Genomic DNA, 14,137 nt, shown 5'->3' with positions numbered 1-14,137 from the left:
CTCCTCGTTCGGTCCACTACTGAGGGGGCAACATTACCTGACCTGGGGCGCGGCGCACAGGTGGGTGGCGTGCGGCGGCCGGTTCCGGTCGTCGGGTTCGGCCGTCGCTGCTCGGGCGTCGCGGTGTCGCCCCGGCGGGCTGTCGTGCCGCTTTGTTGACTTGGAGTGCGCTTCAACTCGTAGCGTCCGGGACGGGATTCCGGCCGTGGCTCAGTGCTCAGGCGCTTCCGGTCCGGGATCCAGATACGTCCGTCGTACGCCACGTCCAGGAGGCAACAGCATCATGACCACGACGAGCATTCCGACCCGTCACCTCGGTGAGCTCGCGGTTTCCGCGCAGGGGCTCGGCTGCATGGGGATGAGCCACGGTTACGGCGCGTCGGACGACGCGCAGTCGATCGCGACCATCAACCGGGCCCTGGACCTCGGCGTCACCCTGCTGGACACCTCCGACTTCTACGGGGCGGGCCACAACGAGGAGTTGATCGGCCGGGCCGTCGCCGGCCGGCGGGACGAGGCGGTACTGGCGACGAAGTTCGGGTTCGCCAACCGGCTCGGCGAGCCGACGGCGATCCGGGGCGACGCCGCCTATGTGCGGGAGGCCTGTGACGCGTCTCTGCGCCGGCTCGGGGTCGACCACATCGACCTGTACTACCAGCACCGCGTCGACCCGAACGTTCCGATCGAGGAGACTGTCGGTGCGATGGCCGAGCTCGTCGCGGCCGGGAAGGTACGGCACCTGGGACTGTCGGAGGCGAGTGCCGCGACCATTCGGCGGGCGCATGCGGTGCACCCGATAGCCGCGCTGCAGAGCGAATGGTCGCTGTGGACCCGCGATCTGGAGCACGAGATCGCTCCGGTGTGCCGTGAACTCGGCATCGGCCTGGTGCCGTTCTCGCCGCTCGGCCGCGGCTTTCTGACCGGGCGCTACACCTCGGTGAAGGGGCTGCCGGAGTCCGATGTGCGCCGCAGCCAGCCGCGCTTCGCCGACGGCAACCTGGAGCAGAACCTGGCCATCGTGGAGAAGCTCGACGAGATCGCCGCCGACAAGGGCGTCAGCGCCGGGCAGCTCGCCCTGGCCTGGGTGCAGCACCGCGGAAACGATGTGGTGCCGATCCCCGGGACCCGTCGGCAGAAGTATCTGGAGGAGAACCTCGGCGCACTCGCCGTCGAGCTGACCGCCGAGGAACTCACCGCGATCGACGCCGCAGCCCCCACCGGCCAGATAGCCGGGACGCGGTACGACGAGGCCAGCATGGCGTTCGTCGAGGGATGAGGCACCGGTCGGTGGTGCAGTGGTCCGGCGGCCCGGCGGCCCGGCGCCCCGTGGCCCGGCTACTCCGGTGACATGACCTCGTAGAGGTTGCCGGAGTCATCGAGGAAGAACAGACCGCGGGCGCAGAGCGGATGGTCGGTCCGGCCGTTGTCCGGCTCGGCGGGATCGTTGCCGTAGGGGACGCCGGCGGCCCGGAGGCGGGCGAGGATTTCGTCAAAGGTCCCGGAGTCCACGTCGAAGGCGAGGTGATGGCCTGCGGCGTCCGGGACGGTCATGAAGTCGAGGGTGAGCGTCTCGTTCACCCGGACCGGGGCGAAGTGTCCCTGGCGGCCGGCCGGCGGGAGTTCCGGCAGGCCCATGACCGACGCGAAGAAGTGTGCGGCCGTGCGGTGGTCGGCGGCCGGGACGATGGTGTGGTTGAGGGTTACCGTCATCGGGCGCTCCCGGGGCGGCAGGGGAGCATGGCCATCAGGCGTTCCCGGGGCGGTGGGGGGATGGTCATCACGCGCTCCCGGGGCCCGCGTCGAGGGTGCCGTGCAGTAGTACGGAGATGAGTTCTTCGGGGGTGAGCGGGGTGTCGCCTTCGCCGGCCGGAGACTGCTGTCGGGTGAAGAGCAGGGCGAGGAACGCGGAGGCGACCTTCTCGGGGCTCAGGCGGAACGCGGCGCGGTCGGGTTCGAGCAGCTCGATGATGGCGTGGCGCAGGGCGGCGAACGATCGGGCCCGGGCGTCCGGCGGCGGGGCGTCACCGGCGTTCCGCGCGGCCGGGCCGGGCGCGCGGCCGCGGAGGTGGCCGGAGGCGTGCAGGGCGCCGATGACGGTGCCCATCCGTTCCAGGTGGGCGCGCAGCGCCTCGGCGGCTTCGGTCAGCCGGGTGGCGATCGGCTCGTCCAGGGAGATCGAGGCGAGCTCGCGCAGCACATGGTCCGTGCCGACGGTCTCGGCGACACAGGCGTCCAGCACCTCGTCCTTGTCCTTGAACGCGCGGAAGATCGTGGCCTCCCCGATACCGGCGGCGCGGGCGATCTGGCCGGTGGTGACGGCCGCGCCGTACTCCGCCACGAGCGGTAGCGCGGCGGCCACGATCATGGCTCGGCGCTGCTCGACGCTCATGCCGGGGGCGCGTCGGCGTGAAGGTGAAGGTGATGAAGTCATGCCTTCACGGTACGGAGTGAGCGCTCACTCCGTCAATGGGTGCGCGCATCCCGCCCCCGCTGCCTAGACTTTTTGCAGCGCGGAGAGCCGGTGCCGACGGCAGTCGTTCCTGGGCCGCCGGCCGAACGGAAGGACGGCGCGCCATGGACTGGAAGCTCGAACTGGTGCCGATTCCGGTTGCCGACGTGGAACGGTCGAAGCGCTTCTACAGCGAGCAGATGGGCTTTGCCGTCGATCACGACATGTGCGTCGGCAGCGACGTCCGCATCGTGCAGCTGACGCCGCCGGGGTCGGGCTGCTCGATCGTCATCGGTGCGGGCACCGATGACCCGGAGGTGAAGCCCGGTTCGGTGCACGGGCTGCAGCTGGTGGTGCCCGATATCACCGCGGCCCGTGCGGAGTTGGCCGAACGGGGGGTGACGGTCGGCCCCGTACAGCATGTCGAGAACGGGGCGATGGTCGACGGTCCCGGCGGCGCGTGGAACTCGTTCGTCTACTTCAGCGACCCGGACGGCAACGGCTGGGCGCTCCAGGAACGCCCATCGGTAGGGTGAACTCCCCAATGAATGTGGGGTGTTGGGTTCGGGGCGCATCAGGGCCGGCGAGGGGCGGGGTCCCTAGGATCGGTGGATGACGACGGACCAGGAAGAGTTTCTGCGGGCCTTTCATGCCGCGCACCCCTCGGTGACCGTGCAGGCCATGGCGCACGGGCGGGCCGAGGGCGGCCGGTCCAGTTACGAGATCCTGCGGGACCGGGTCTCGGCATGCGACCGGGTGCTGGATCTCGGCTGCGGCGACGGGCTGCTGCTCCAACTCCTCGCCGAGCGGGACGGGGGCGCCCGGCGGGAGCTCGCCGGGCTCGATCTGTCCGCCGAGGAGCTGGCGCTGGCGAGCCGCCGGCCGGGCGTCGACCGGGCCGACCTCCGTATAGGGCGAGCGCAACAACTACCCTTCCGAGACGGTCAGTTCGATGGCTGTACGTCCCATATGGCGCTGATGCTGATGGGCGAGGTGGAGCGGGTGGCGGCCGAGCTGGCGCGGGTGCTGGAGCCGGGCGGCACGCTGGCCGTCGTCCTGGGCGGCGGGGTGGGTGGCGGTGAGGCGTGCGAGCTGTTTCTGCGGCTGGCGAAGCCGCTGTTCCTGGCGGCGCCCGCGGAACAGCAGATTCCGCGGCTCGGGGACCCGCGGCTGCGGACCCGCGACGGCTTCGACGCGGTCTTCCGCCCGGCCGGATTCGGCCCGGTGGAGTGGGAGACCGTACGTGTCGATCTGACCGGCCCGCCCTACCGGATCTGGCGCACCGTGAGCGCGTTCTACGATGTCGGGCCGCTCGATGCCTCGGTCACGGCGGATCTGCGGGCCCGCTTCGAGGCGGAGTCGGCGGCGATGGCCCTGCCGGACGGGCGCATTCCGTGCGCGATGCGCATGCATGTCGTGACGGCGGTGCGCTGACTTCTGCCTGGCGCGGCCGGCCGGCCGGTTTCGGCGCTGCTGCATGAGCCACCGGCCGTCCGGAACGGACACGTTCGACCAGCAGCCGCCTCCCCAAGACGGCCGGCCGGGCATTACGGTGGCACACGAAGACCTCCGTGCCGTGGAGTCCTAGACAGCTCCGCCGCACCGGAGGTCTTCGCCATGATCAAGACCCAGCGGTTGTGAACGCCGCTAGTGAGCAATACGCCTAGCCGCCGTAGGGGCGGGTCGCGCGGGCCTCGCGGAGGGTCACCGCCCACCAGGTCAGCTGGTGGAGCAGGGCGTCGGCAGCCTTGGCGGCGGCGGCCGGTTCGTGCAGGTCGCCGGCGTCGTCGAAGAGAGTGCCGGCGAGCGGGAAGCTCACCGTTTCGCGCACCGTGGTGGCGTGCAACTCGGCGAAGATCAGCCGCAGTTGTTCGACGGCGCGGAGGCCGCCGGAGATCCCGCCGTACGAGACGAAGCCGACCGGCTTGGCCTGCCACTGGGCGTGCAGCAGGTCGATGGCGTGCTTGAGCGGGGCGGGGAAGGAGTGGTTGTACTCCGGGGTGATCACGACGAACGCGTCCGCCTCGTCCACGCGCTTGGCGTAGGACTCGTACTCCTCGCTGCCGTAACGGAGTTCGTACGGGCGGACCGCGTCCAGGTCGATGACGTCCACGTCGATGTGCGGGTGGCGTTCGGTCTGCCGGGTGAACCAGTTCGCGATGACGGGTGCGAACCGGCCCTCCCGGGTGCTGCCGATGATCACTGCGAGGCGGTACGGGTGCTCGGACATGCGGGGCCCTTCGTGGCGTGGCGTGACGACGCGTGAGTCGGTGACGGCTGGGGCGCCGTCGGGACTCGACGCTAGGACCTCAAGCGAACTTGAGGTCAAGCGCGGGCGGGGCGCCCCGGGCCGCCCGCCAGCCCGTTTGCCGTGCCCCGCCATGCCGCCCGCCGGTCAGGTCACTCCGCCCCGAAAAGCTTCAGCAGCTCCGCCTTCTCGAACATCCGGGCCGTGTCGATCGCCGAGGGGGTGCCCGCCGACGGGTCCGCGCCGTGTGCCACCAGGACCTTGACGACCTCGTCCTCGGCCTTGAAGACCGCGCCGGCGAGCGGGGTCTGGCCGCGGTCGTTGGGGCGGTCGGCGTCGGCGCCGCGCTGCAACAGGGCCTCCACGGTGGCCGGGTGGCCGTGGTACGCCGCCAGCATCACGAGCGAGTCGCCCTTGTCGTTGGTCAGGTTGGCGGGAACGCCCGCGTCCACGTAGGCGGCGACGGTGTCGGTGTCACCGTTCCGCGCCAGGTCGAACACCTTGGCCGCGAGCTGCAGTACCTCGGGGTCGTGCGCGTGCTCGATCGCCTCGGGCCCCTGCGGCTCGGAATTCGCGTCGCTCATGGTCGCCGGCCTCCTGCTGTGGTGGGTGATGCGTGCGCTGTCATCGCCACCTTATGCAGGCCCACGCCGTTGCGGCAGCGGGCACGGGTGGGGCGGGTGCGCGGTGGCTCGTTCGCGGCCGTACGGGCTCGCGGTGAGGTGCTCGTGGCGCATGGAGCGTGCCGTTGCGGCCGGCAGGGGGCGGTGCAGCCACGGCCCCGCAGCCACGGGCCGAGCCGTCACAGCCCCGCCCGGACCCGTCCGCAGCCACCGCCCGGGGCCGTCAGCCCCCGCCCCGGAGCCCTCGCAACCGCCACCCCGAGCCGCCCCCGTCCCGCCCCTCAGAAACTGGCGCGGATTTCCCCGACCCGGGCGCCGCCGCCGAGGAGCGGGGCGTCTTCGAGGCGGGAGAGCACGGGGTGGTCGATGCCCATGAGGCGCAGGGTGCGGGCGAGGACCGGGCCGAGGGTGCGGGTGGCGCCGTCGTCGATCTTGAAGGCCAGCGCGCGGCCGTCGGGAAGGGCCAGGGCCTGGACGGCCTCGGCGCCCATCTTGGCGAGGGTGCCGGGGAGGGCCTGCATCAGCCAGGTGTCGGGGCGGCGGGTGCCGGCGACGAACTCCGGGTGGGCGCGCATCGCGTCCGCGACCCGCCGCTCAGGCGTGCCGGGGGCGGCCAGGACGAAGTGCCGGAAGGCGCGGGCCAGGCCCGTCAGGGAGAGGGAGAGCAGGGGCGCGCCGCAGCCGTCCGTGCCGATGTGGGCGACGTCCTCGCCGCCGGCGGTGCGGACCCCCTCGGCCACCAGCTGCTGCAGCGGATGGTCCTGGTCGAGGTACGAGGCGAGCGGCCAGCCGTTGCGGGCGGAGGCGGCCAGCATGGCGGCGTGCTTGCCCGAGCAGTTCATGGTGAGACGCTCCCGGGCCCGGCCCGAGGCGAGGTAGGCCTCGGCCTCCTCGGGGTCCAGCGGCAGGTCCGCCGGCGTCTGCAGCTGGTCGGCGGTCAGCCCGTGCTCGGCCAGCATGGTCCGTACGAGCGCGAGGTGGAACGGCTCACCGGAGTGGCTCGCGGCGGCCAGCGCCAGCCGCTCACCGGAGAGGTCCAGGCCCGCCCGCAGCACCGCAGCCGCCTGCATCGGCTTGTTCGTGGAGCGGGGGAAGACCGGCGCGGTGACCTCACCCAGCGCCCAGTCCACGCTGCCGTCGGCCGCGAGGACCACCAGCGAGCCGCGGTGCCGGCCCTCGACGAAGCCGGAGCGGACGACCTCGGCGAGGACGGGGTGCGCCGCGACGGGCACCGCCGCCCCGGAAACCGGGGACGTGGCGGAGCCCGGGGTCGGCGCGGATATCGGAGTGGGCGAGGTCATCGGTGGCCTTCCGGGGAGTGGCCTGCGCCCCCGGAGGCTTGTGGCCGTCAGGACAGCAGGTCGTCTACTTGGGCTTCGCCTTCACGGTACCTGCGGGCGATTTCCGCACTGCAATCGTCCGTGGTGCGCTGCAGGGACTGGCGGCGCCGCGACACCTGCTGCTCGTAGCGGATCAGGCGGCCCATCGCGTCGTGCAGCTCCTGGTCCGTACGCGCGGTGAGGTCGGACAGCTCCACCTCACCGAGCATCTCCTCGGCCAGCCTGCGGTACTCCTCGCTGTGCGGGGTCCCGAGCGTCACGTGCCGCGCCGAGGAGCGGTGCCGCGACGGAAGGTCCGTCAGGATCTCCGGGAGCCGGTCGAGGAGGGGGGAGTGCTGGGTGGTCCGGCGGGCGATCTCGGCCCGCAGAATGTCGATCCGGCCCTGCAACAGCCGCCGCACGTAGCTGAGATCGGCCTCTTCCTGCTGCGAATCACGCCGTACCACCCGCAGCTCGGGCAGCCCCAGACCGGACAGATCGGGGGCCGTCGCCGGACGGCAGTGGTCGCGCTGCTGCGGGGGGCGGGGGTGCTGCGCCTTGCCTGCCGGGAGCATGGGGCCGTCCTCCGTGCCGGGGGCCGTTGCCGCGGTCGTGGTCGTCGTCAGGGCGGTGGGCGGCGGTGGGGTGCCGGGTGCCGGACGGGCTGGGTCTGTCGTGGGGGCGGTGGATGTCGTCCGTCCGGTCGGTGTCGTACGGGCGGTTGGTACGGGACCGGGTGTCTGTCCGGCGCCGAGAGTGCTCATGAATCGTTCCGTCCCCTCGTCCGGTGCCGCGTCCTGGGCATGTTGTCCATGAAACGCACCACGTGCACGCATCGTGCCACTCTGGGCGGTCCTTCTGCAGGGCCATGGCACCCGAACGGCCCCCGTGGGGGCACTGCTGTCCGAAGGCGGCGGGCCGCCCGGCATCATGGCGGGTATGCGAGCTGTGGTGCAGAGGATTGACGGCGCACGCGTCGAGGTGGCGGGCGAGACGGTCGGGGAGATCGTCGGTGAGGGGCTGTGCGTGCTGGTGGGGGTCACGCACGACGACACCCCGCAGAAGGCGGCGCAGCTCGCCCGCAAGCTGTGGTCGGTGCGGCTGCTGCAGGGCGAGAAGTCCTGCTCGGACACCTCGGCGCCGCTCCTGGTGATCAGCCAGTTCACTCTCTACGGTGACGCCCGCAAGGGGCGTCGGCCCACCTGGAACGCCGCGGCCCCGGGGCCGGTCGCCGAGCCGCTGGTCGACGAGGTTGTCGCACAGCTGCGGGCGCTGGGCGCCGCGGTCGAGACCGGCCGCTTCGGGGCCGACATGAAGGTGTCGCTGACCAACGACGGGCCGTTCACGGTACTGATCGAGGTGTAGCCGGGACCGGAGCCCGGGACGAGACCCGGGACCGGAGCTGCCCGCCGCGTCACGGCAGCCGTAGCCGGGGCGGGAACCCTCCGCCGGGGCGGGAGCCCGCTCGCCGCTACGGCTCGACGACGACCTCCTGGGCCGCCGCGGTGCCGCCCGCCATCAGCGGGGCGTCCACCGGCACGTTCCGCTTGACCAGGGCGAGCGCGATCGGGCCGAGCTCATGATGGCGGGCCGAGGTGGTGACGAAGCCGAGCTGACGGCCCTCCTCGCCGTCCGCGGCGAGGCGGATGGGGGTGCCGTGCGGCGGCAGATGGACCTCACTGCCGTCCAGGTGCAGGAAGACCAGCCGGCGCGGCGGCTTGCCGAGGTTGTGGACCCGGGCGACGGTCTCCTGGCCGCGGTAGCAGCCCTTCTGGAGGTGGACGGCGCTGCCGATCCAGCCCACTTCGTGCGGGATGGTGCGGTGGTCGGTCTCCATGCCCAGCCGGGGGCGGTGGGCCTCGACGCGCAGCGCCTCCAGCGCCAGTACGCCGATGGCCGGGCCTCCCCCAGACTTCGTCCGGGAGGTACCCCCAGGGAAACCGAGGGCGAACGCCTCCAGGCCGGTGCGCGGCAGGAACAGATCGCGGCCGTGCGGGGTCTCGCGGACGACGGTGTGCTCGGGCGCCTCGGTGATGGAGCCGGCCGGCAGATGCACGACGGCGATCTCGTCGGTGCGGTCGGCGACCTCGACCCGGTAGAAGAACTTCATGCTCTCCAGGTAGGCGATCAGCGCCTCCTGCATGCCCGGTTCGGTGTGCATCCAGGTCGTCTCGCCGTCGTCGACGAGGGAGACGGCATGCTCGATGTGGCCGTGCGCGGAGAGGATCAGCGCCTCGGTGGCCTGGCCGGGCGGGAGGTCGCTGACGTGCTGGGTGAGCAGCAGATGCAGCCAGCTCAGCCGCTCGGCGCCGGTGACGGTGACCACGCCGCGGTGCGAGAGGTCGACGAAGCCGGAGCCGTCGGCGAGCGCGCGCTGCTCCCGGAAGAGGTCGCCGTAGTGGGCGGCAACGCCTTCGTCGGGGGCCTCGGCGGGGACGGCGCCGGGCAGCGACAGCAGGGGGCTGGCGGGTGATTGTCGCAGCATGCGCCCAGCCTACGACTCGCCGGCAACTGCCTCAGCGTCGCCCGGGGCGGCCTTGCCCCGGCAGGCCGCACAGCGCCCGAAGATCGCGAAGTGCTTCATGTCCGTCTCGAAGCCGAACTGTTCGCGCAGCTGCGCCGTGAACGGTGCGGCCACCGACAGATCCGCCTCGATGACGTCCGTGCAGTCCCGGCACACCAGGTGGATGTGGTGGTGGCGGTCGGCGAGGTGGTACGTGGGGGCGCCGTGGCCGAGGTGGGCATGGCTGACCAGGTCCAGCTCCTCCAGGAGCTCCAGGGTCCGGTAGACGGTGGAGATGTTCACCCCGCCCGCCGTCTTGCGCACCTCGGTGAGGATGTCGTCCGGGGTGGCGTGCTCCAGCCTGTCCACAGCCTCCAGCACGAGCTGACGCTGCGGGGTCAGGCGGTATCCGCGCCTGCGGAGGTCGCTCTGCCAGTCTTTGGTCACCACACCGCCAGTATGAAGTGCTCTCCCCGGGACGGCGAAGATTCCTGCCTGCTGTGCGGTGGTCTTCGGCCGCCGTCCACGGCGCGTGGTGCGGAGCGCTGCGCGCCGCGGGCAACCGGGCGTGCGGGAGGAGACCGTCCGCCCCACAACGGGGGCGGACTCTCCCGGGTGCCTTACGGGTTGTAGGGCGTGCCGTCCGGCCGGAAGAAGGAGACGCCGTCCGGCATGTCGTCGGGGAGGCTCTCCGCCCATTCCTTGAGGTCGGCGACCTTCTTCAGATGCGCCGACATGTAGGGCCGCAGCGGCACGTCCGGGGTGGACTTCTCGCCAACCCACATCAGATCGCTGTTGACGTAGCCGTAGAGCCGCTTGCCGCCGCTGTACGGGCCGGACGCGGCGGTGCGCGCGATGGCGTCGGTGGCCAGGTCGATCTGCGGCTTCTGGTCGGCCAGCTCGCCGTACCAGACCTCCACCACGCCCTGGTCGCGGCACATCACGATCTCGACCTTGCGGTCCGCGTCGATGCGCCAGAAGCCGGTTTCGGTCTCCAGGGGGCGGACCTTCTTGCCCTCGCCGTCGAGCACCCAGCTGTGCGAGGTGTATTCGAGGAAGTCACGGCCGTCGTGGGTGAAGGTGACCGCCTGCCCGAAGTTGCACTTCTCGGTCCCCGGGAAGTCGGCGACGCCGGCGCCCTCCCAGTTGCCGAGGAGGAAGGCGAGCGGCACCAGGGCCGGGTTCAGGTCGGACGGGATCTCGATCATGAGAGCTCAGACGATCTATAGAAGGGGGCGGAAGGGGTGCGCGAGGCGCGCGGCCGGCCGGGGCCGGCGGTCGGTCAGCGCTGTCCCTGGTAGAGCTTCTGCCAGGTCAGAGCGGCGAACCCGAGCACACCGACGGCGACCAGAACCAGCAGGGTGGTGAAGAATGCCTCAAGCACGAGCGCGCTCCTTGGACGGAGTGAGGGTGTAACGGACCGCCTGCGAGTCTAGTCGGCGGCGCTGACAGCGGCGCTGTGAGGTCTTCCCCCAAGCTCTGAAGGAGCAGGGAGGCACCCCCATCCTGCTTCTCCCGCCTACTCTTGCCCCATGGCGAAGAAGCTCGTGATCAAGGTGACGGCGGGTGCGGATGCGCCCGAGCGGTGCTCGCAGGCGTTCACGGTGGCGGCGGTGGCGGTCGCCAGCGGCGTCGAGGTGTCGCTGTGGCTGACCGGGGAGTCGGTGTGGTTCGCGCTGCCGGGACGGGCGGCGGAGTTCGAGCTGCCGCACGCGGCGCCGCTGCCGGAGCTGATCGACGGCATCCGGGCCGGCGGCGGGGCCCTCACGGTCTGCACCCAGTGCGCGGCGCGGCGTGACATCGAGCAGAAGGACCTGATCGAGGGGGCCGGGATCGCCGGCGCCCAGGTGTTCGTCAGCGAGATCATGCCGGACGACGTCCAGGCGCTGGTCTACTGAGGCCCGCGGGCGGCCTACTGGGGGTGCTTGTCGTCCCCCCGGTCGTCCAGCTCGCGCCACCAGCGGTCGGACTCCGGATCGCCGGACTCGTCCCACCAGCGCTCGCCGGGCTCCCGGCGGTTGCCGATGATCGCCGCGACCGGCGGGATCACCATGGCGACGACGCACATCCCCACCGCGGCCGGCACCGACCACAGCCGCACCACGCCCCACGCGAGGACGAACAGCACCAGGCACACGCCCATCAGGACGAAGTACCTGCGATGGCGGCGCTCTACGGGCGACCGGCGGTGCGCGTCCATGTCTCCACGGTAAGTCCGCACGGGGCCGGACAGAAGTCGGGCGGAGCCCCGGCCCCGGCCGCGCAGAGCCCGGGCACGGCCGAAGGGCCGCACCCCCGATCAAGGCGTCCAAACCTCTGGGGTGCGGCCCTTCGGCCATCATTGCCGTCAGACGGCGATGGCAACCTCCGCCAGGCCGCCCTTCTGGGCGACGACGGTGCGGTCCGCGGTGCCGCCCGGGACGAGCGCACGCAGCGTCCAGGTGCCCTCGGCCGCGTAGAAGCGGAACTGTCCGGTCGCGGAGGTGGGGACCTCGGCGGTGAACTCGCCGGTGCTGTCCAGGAGTCGGACGTAACCGGTGACGGGCTCGCCGTCGCGGGTCACGCTGCCCTGGATCGTGGTCTCACCGGGCTTGATGGTCGAGGCGTCCGGGCCGCCTGCCTGTGCTCCACACATAGGGGTACTTCCTTGAGGGGTAACGGAGAAGCGGGGGTGGTTACTTGTTGGCGCCGAGCTCGATCGGCACGCCGACCAGCGAGCCGTACTCGGTCCAGGAGCCGTCGTAGTTCTTGACGTTGGTCTGGCCGAGGAGCTCGTGCAGCACGAACCAGGTCAGCGCGGAGCGCTCGCCGATCCTGCAGTAGGCGATGGTGTCCTTCGCCAGGTCGACGGACTCCTCCTCGTAGAGGGCCTTGAGCTCGTCGTCCGACTTGAAGGTGCCGTCGTCGTTGGCGTTCTTCGACCACGGGATGTTGCGGGCGCTGGGCACGTGGCCGGGGCGCTGCGACTGCTCCTGCGGGAGGTGCGCCGGGGCGAGGAGCTTGCCGCTGAACTCGTCGGGGGAGCGCACGTCGACGAGGTTGAGGTTGTCGATCGCGGCGACGACGTCGTCACGGAAGGCGCGGATGGCCGTGTTCTGGGCCTTGGCCTTGTACTCGGTGGCCGGGCGCTGCGGGACCTCGGAGCCGTCGACCAGGTCGCGCGAGTCCAGCTCCCACTTCTTGCGGCCGCCGTCGAGCAGCTTGACGCTGTCGTGGCCGTAGAGCTTGAAGTACCAGTAGGCGTAGGAGGCGAACCAGTTGTTGTTGCCGCCGTAGAGGACGACCGTGTCGTCGTTGGCGATGCCCTTCGCGGAGAGCAGCTTCTCGAAGCCCGCCTGGTCGACGAAGTCGCGGCGCACCGGGTCCTGGAGGTCCTGCTTCCAGTCGATGCGGACGGCGTTCTTGATGTGGTTCTTGTCGTAGGCCGAGGTGTCCTCGTCGACCTCTACGAGGACGACCTTCGGGTCCTCAAGGTGGCTTTCGACCCAGTCGGCGTCTACGAGGACGTCGCTACGGCTCATGGTGTTCTCCTCCGGGGCAGTTGCGGGGGCGGTTGCAGAGTGGCACGCGGTTCCGCCGGGTGTGCGCGGATGATCTCCGGGCGGGAGGTCCGGGCGGGCGCTGTGCGGGGGCGAGCGGACGGCGGCCCGAGGGGCCGGCCGGGTGAAGACGGGCGGGGATGGCCCGTCAGACAGGGCGACAGAGCATGGCGGCGACGCGGCACAGGTCTACTGCCCGCCGCTTCGTCAGTACCGCACGTCCCCGTGGACGGAGACCGCTCAATGAGCTCTGCATGGCTCCGATCGTAGGGAGACAGAGTGGGGCGTGTCACCGGCGTGTCGAATAGCGAGACGTGATTGTCCGCGATGTGGGACGCGATGCGTTCCCGGGCGCGCCTCCGCAGGTCCGCGGGGCCCGTACGCCGGTGGGGGGTCTGGCGTACGGACCGGGGCGTCTCAGGAAATGGACGGCGGTACGGATCCGGGCGGCGGCGCGGGCCGACCGGGCGGGACGAGCGGCCGACGGAGGTGGCGGAACGGGCGGCGGAGGCGGCGGGCCGGTGGGGCGGCCCGCCGTGGCGGATCGGTCAGTCGTGGTGGCCGGTCGGTCGTGGTGGCCGGTCGACCGTGGCGGTCGGTCAGCCGGGAAGCTTGACGTTCTTGCCGGAGGCGGAGATCGAGATGCCGTCGGGCATCGTCACGACCTTCTCCAGCTTCAGGTTGCCGGGCAGCTGCTCCAGCTTCCAGTCGTGGTCGGTCTGGGCACGGACCTTGGCCTCACAGCCCGGGAGGACCTTGCACATCCCGGGGAGCCCGTCGGCCCGCAGCCGGACGGTGTCGCCGTGCACGATGCTGATGGAGCCGGTCACGTCCAGCTGGCTGAGCAGCGGGACGTTCGGCGATATCTTGACCTGGCTGCGGCCGTTCTTCTGCCCGCCGTAGGTGACCTTGACGTCGGCGCCCGCCGCCTTGGTCAGGTCGGCGTAGTTGATCCGGGCGTTGCCGGTCGCCCAGGCGGCGCTCTCGATGGACGTGTAGTCGCTGTTCAGCGTGACCTCGTGGAACTGTGCGGACAGCTGGTCGATGCGCAGCGTGCGTCCCTGGGCACGGGCCTGGATGCCGCCGAGGTCGGCGTCCACTTCCTGGAGGCTGCGCCCGGCGACCTGGGTCAGGAACGGGAACCCCTTGATCGCGACGTTCGGCGCCTTGTCGAGCCCCTGGCTGCTGCGGATCTTGTCCGCCGCCTTGTCCTCGGCGAGATTCACCGCGACCCGGTCGGCCGCCACGAACAGCCCGCCGAGTATGACCACGACGAACAACAGCACGCGCAGTGCACGCATCGAACCACTTCCCCCACACCTGGGCCGGATACCGGCCGACTCGTCCGGGCAGGCCCCCTGCCTGCGTTCCGGGGGAGCCTAGACGACGGGGTACGGGAAGCGGGAGGCGGCGGCCGCCGGACGGCACAGGGTGCTTTTCCGGCGGCCGCCGCTCC

Annotated in this window: 19 protein-coding genes; 5 read left to right on the top strand and 14 right to left on the bottom strand. The window is 71.4% G+C overall.

From position 1 onward, the window contains the following. Nucleotides 1–283: 283 nt before the first annotated feature. Nucleotides 284–1,276 (top strand): aldo/keto reductase, encoded by a 993-nt coding sequence (locus tag CPH93_RS14325; protein WP_096213072.1) that lies wholly within the window; start codon nucleotides 284–286, stop codon nucleotides 1,274–1,276. Nucleotides 1,277–1,335: 59 nt separating this feature from the next. Here CPH93_RS14325 and CPH93_RS14320 read toward each other — a convergent pair whose 3' ends face one another. Together CPH93_RS14320 and CPH93_RS14315 are read right to left on the bottom strand one after the other, a co-directional pair. Then, complete coding sequence (locus CPH93_RS14320) at nucleotides 1,336–1,710, bottom strand: VOC family protein (protein ID WP_096213071.1); 375 nt, start codon at nucleotides 1,708–1,710, stop codon at nucleotides 1,336–1,338. Nucleotides 1,711–1,777: 67 nt separating this feature from the next. Continuing rightward, nucleotides 1,778–2,365 carry a TetR/AcrR family transcriptional regulator gene (locus CPH93_RS14315; protein ID WP_173909981.1) on the bottom strand — a complete coding sequence of 196 codons (588 nt, stop codon included), beginning with the start codon at nucleotides 2,363–2,365 and terminating at the stop codon, nucleotides 1,778–1,780. A gap of 209 nt (nucleotides 2,366–2,574) precedes the next feature. Here CPH93_RS14315 and CPH93_RS14310 point away from each other — a divergent pair, with 209 nt between their 5' ends. Continuing rightward, nucleotides 2,575–2,985, top strand: a complete 411-nt coding sequence (locus CPH93_RS14310) for a VOC family protein (protein WP_096213070.1) — start codon at nucleotides 2,575–2,577, stop codon at nucleotides 2,983–2,985. Between the two features lie 76 nt (nucleotides 2,986–3,061). Further along, nucleotides 3,062–3,883, top strand: a complete 822-nt coding sequence (locus CPH93_RS14305; protein WP_096213069.1) for a class I SAM-dependent methyltransferase — start codon at nucleotides 3,062–3,064, stop codon at nucleotides 3,881–3,883. 229 nt (nucleotides 3,884–4,112) lie between these two features. Here the strand turns inward: CPH93_RS14305 and CPH93_RS14295 are convergent, their stop codons facing one another. From CPH93_RS14295 to CPH93_RS14280, 4 genes are all read right to left on the bottom strand, one after another. After that, nucleotides 4,113–4,679 carry an NADPH-dependent FMN reductase gene (locus CPH93_RS14295; protein ID WP_093484544.1) on the bottom strand — a complete coding sequence of 189 codons (567 nt, stop codon included), beginning with the start codon at nucleotides 4,677–4,679 and terminating at the stop codon, nucleotides 4,113–4,115. Between the two features lie 170 nt (nucleotides 4,680–4,849). Beyond that, a complete protein-coding gene (locus CPH93_RS14290) occupies nucleotides 4,850–5,281 on the bottom strand; it encodes an ankyrin repeat domain-containing protein (RefSeq protein WP_006603943.1) in 432 nt (143 codons plus the stop codon). Nucleotides 5,282–5,601: 320 nt separating this feature from the next. Then, nucleotides 5,602–6,621: an asparaginase gene (locus CPH93_RS14285; RefSeq protein WP_231977334.1), complete on the bottom strand. Its 1,020-nt coding sequence runs from the start codon at nucleotides 6,619–6,621 to the stop codon at nucleotides 5,602–5,604. 47 nt (nucleotides 6,622–6,668) lie between these two features. After that, a complete protein-coding gene (locus tag CPH93_RS14280; protein ID WP_324844929.1) occupies nucleotides 6,669–7,214 on the bottom strand; it encodes an RsiG family protein in 546 nt (181 codons plus the stop codon). Between the two features lie 364 nt (nucleotides 7,215–7,578). Here CPH93_RS14280 and dtd point away from each other — a divergent pair, with 364 nt between their 5' ends. Next, entirely contained in the window at nucleotides 7,579–8,004 is a 426-nt protein-coding gene (dtd, locus tag CPH93_RS14275) for a D-aminoacyl-tRNA deacylase (RefSeq protein WP_093489002.1), read from the top strand. A 106-nt stretch (nucleotides 8,005–8,110) separates the two neighbouring features. On the opposite strand, the gene ygfZ is transcribed toward dtd, so the two are convergent. The 3 genes from ygfZ to CPH93_RS14260 form a co-directional block, all read right to left on the bottom strand. Next, nucleotides 8,111–9,124, bottom strand: a complete 1,014-nt coding sequence (ygfZ, locus tag CPH93_RS14270; protein WP_096213068.1) for a CAF17-like 4Fe-4S cluster assembly/insertion protein YgfZ — start codon at nucleotides 9,122–9,124, stop codon at nucleotides 8,111–8,113. Nucleotides 9,125–9,133: 9 nt separating this feature from the next. Continuing rightward, a complete protein-coding gene (locus tag CPH93_RS14265) occupies nucleotides 9,134–9,592 on the bottom strand; it encodes a Fur family transcriptional regulator (protein WP_096213067.1) in 459 nt (152 codons plus the stop codon). Nucleotides 9,593–9,762: 170 nt separating this feature from the next. Next, nucleotides 9,763–10,350 (bottom strand): FABP family protein, encoded by a 588-nt coding sequence (locus CPH93_RS14260; protein WP_096213066.1) that lies wholly within the window; start codon nucleotides 10,348–10,350, stop codon nucleotides 9,763–9,765. Nucleotides 10,351–10,674: 324 nt separating this feature from the next. On the opposite strand from CPH93_RS14260, the gene CPH93_RS14255 reads away from it, so the two are divergent. After that, nucleotides 10,675–11,040: a DsrE family protein gene (locus tag CPH93_RS14255; RefSeq protein WP_006603935.1), complete on the top strand. Its 366-nt coding sequence runs from the start codon at nucleotides 10,675–10,677 to the stop codon at nucleotides 11,038–11,040. 14 nt (nucleotides 11,041–11,054) lie between these two features. Here the strand turns inward: CPH93_RS14255 and CPH93_RS14250 are convergent, their stop codons facing one another. The 5 genes from CPH93_RS14250 to CPH93_RS14235 form a co-directional block, all read right to left on the bottom strand. Beyond that, nucleotides 11,055–11,342, bottom strand: a complete 288-nt coding sequence (locus CPH93_RS14250; protein ID WP_078568648.1) for a DUF3099 domain-containing protein — start codon at nucleotides 11,340–11,342, stop codon at nucleotides 11,055–11,057. Between the two features lie 147 nt (nucleotides 11,343–11,489). Continuing rightward, nucleotides 11,490–11,777, bottom strand: coding sequence for a DUF1416 domain-containing protein (locus CPH93_RS14245; protein ID WP_006603933.1), 288 nt, complete (start codon nucleotides 11,775–11,777; stop codon nucleotides 11,490–11,492). A gap of 40 nt (nucleotides 11,778–11,817) precedes the next feature. Further along, entirely contained in the window at nucleotides 11,818–12,663 is an 846-nt protein-coding gene (locus tag CPH93_RS14240; RefSeq protein ID WP_093484550.1) for a sulfurtransferase, read from the bottom strand. A gap of 166 nt (nucleotides 12,664–12,829) precedes the next feature. Beyond that, nucleotides 12,830–12,937 (bottom strand): putative leader peptide, encoded by a 108-nt coding sequence (locus CPH93_RS37590; RefSeq protein WP_350252853.1) that lies wholly within the window; start codon nucleotides 12,935–12,937, stop codon nucleotides 12,830–12,832. Nucleotides 12,938–13,280: 343 nt separating this feature from the next. Continuing rightward, nucleotides 13,281–13,982, bottom strand: coding sequence for an LmeA family phospholipid-binding protein (locus tag CPH93_RS14235; protein WP_173909811.1), 702 nt, complete (start codon nucleotides 13,980–13,982; stop codon nucleotides 13,281–13,283). Between the last annotated feature and the right edge of the window lie 155 nt (nucleotides 13,983–14,137).

This window comes from Streptomyces sp. 2323.1 (assembly GCF_900221035.1).
In the GTDB taxonomy this organism is placed as follows: domain Bacteria; phylum Actinomycetota; class Actinomycetes; order Streptomycetales; family Streptomycetaceae; genus Streptomyces; species Streptomyces sioyaensis.
Note: the sequence above shows the minus strand (reverse complement) of the source record. Positions and strands in the feature narration are given on the sequence as shown.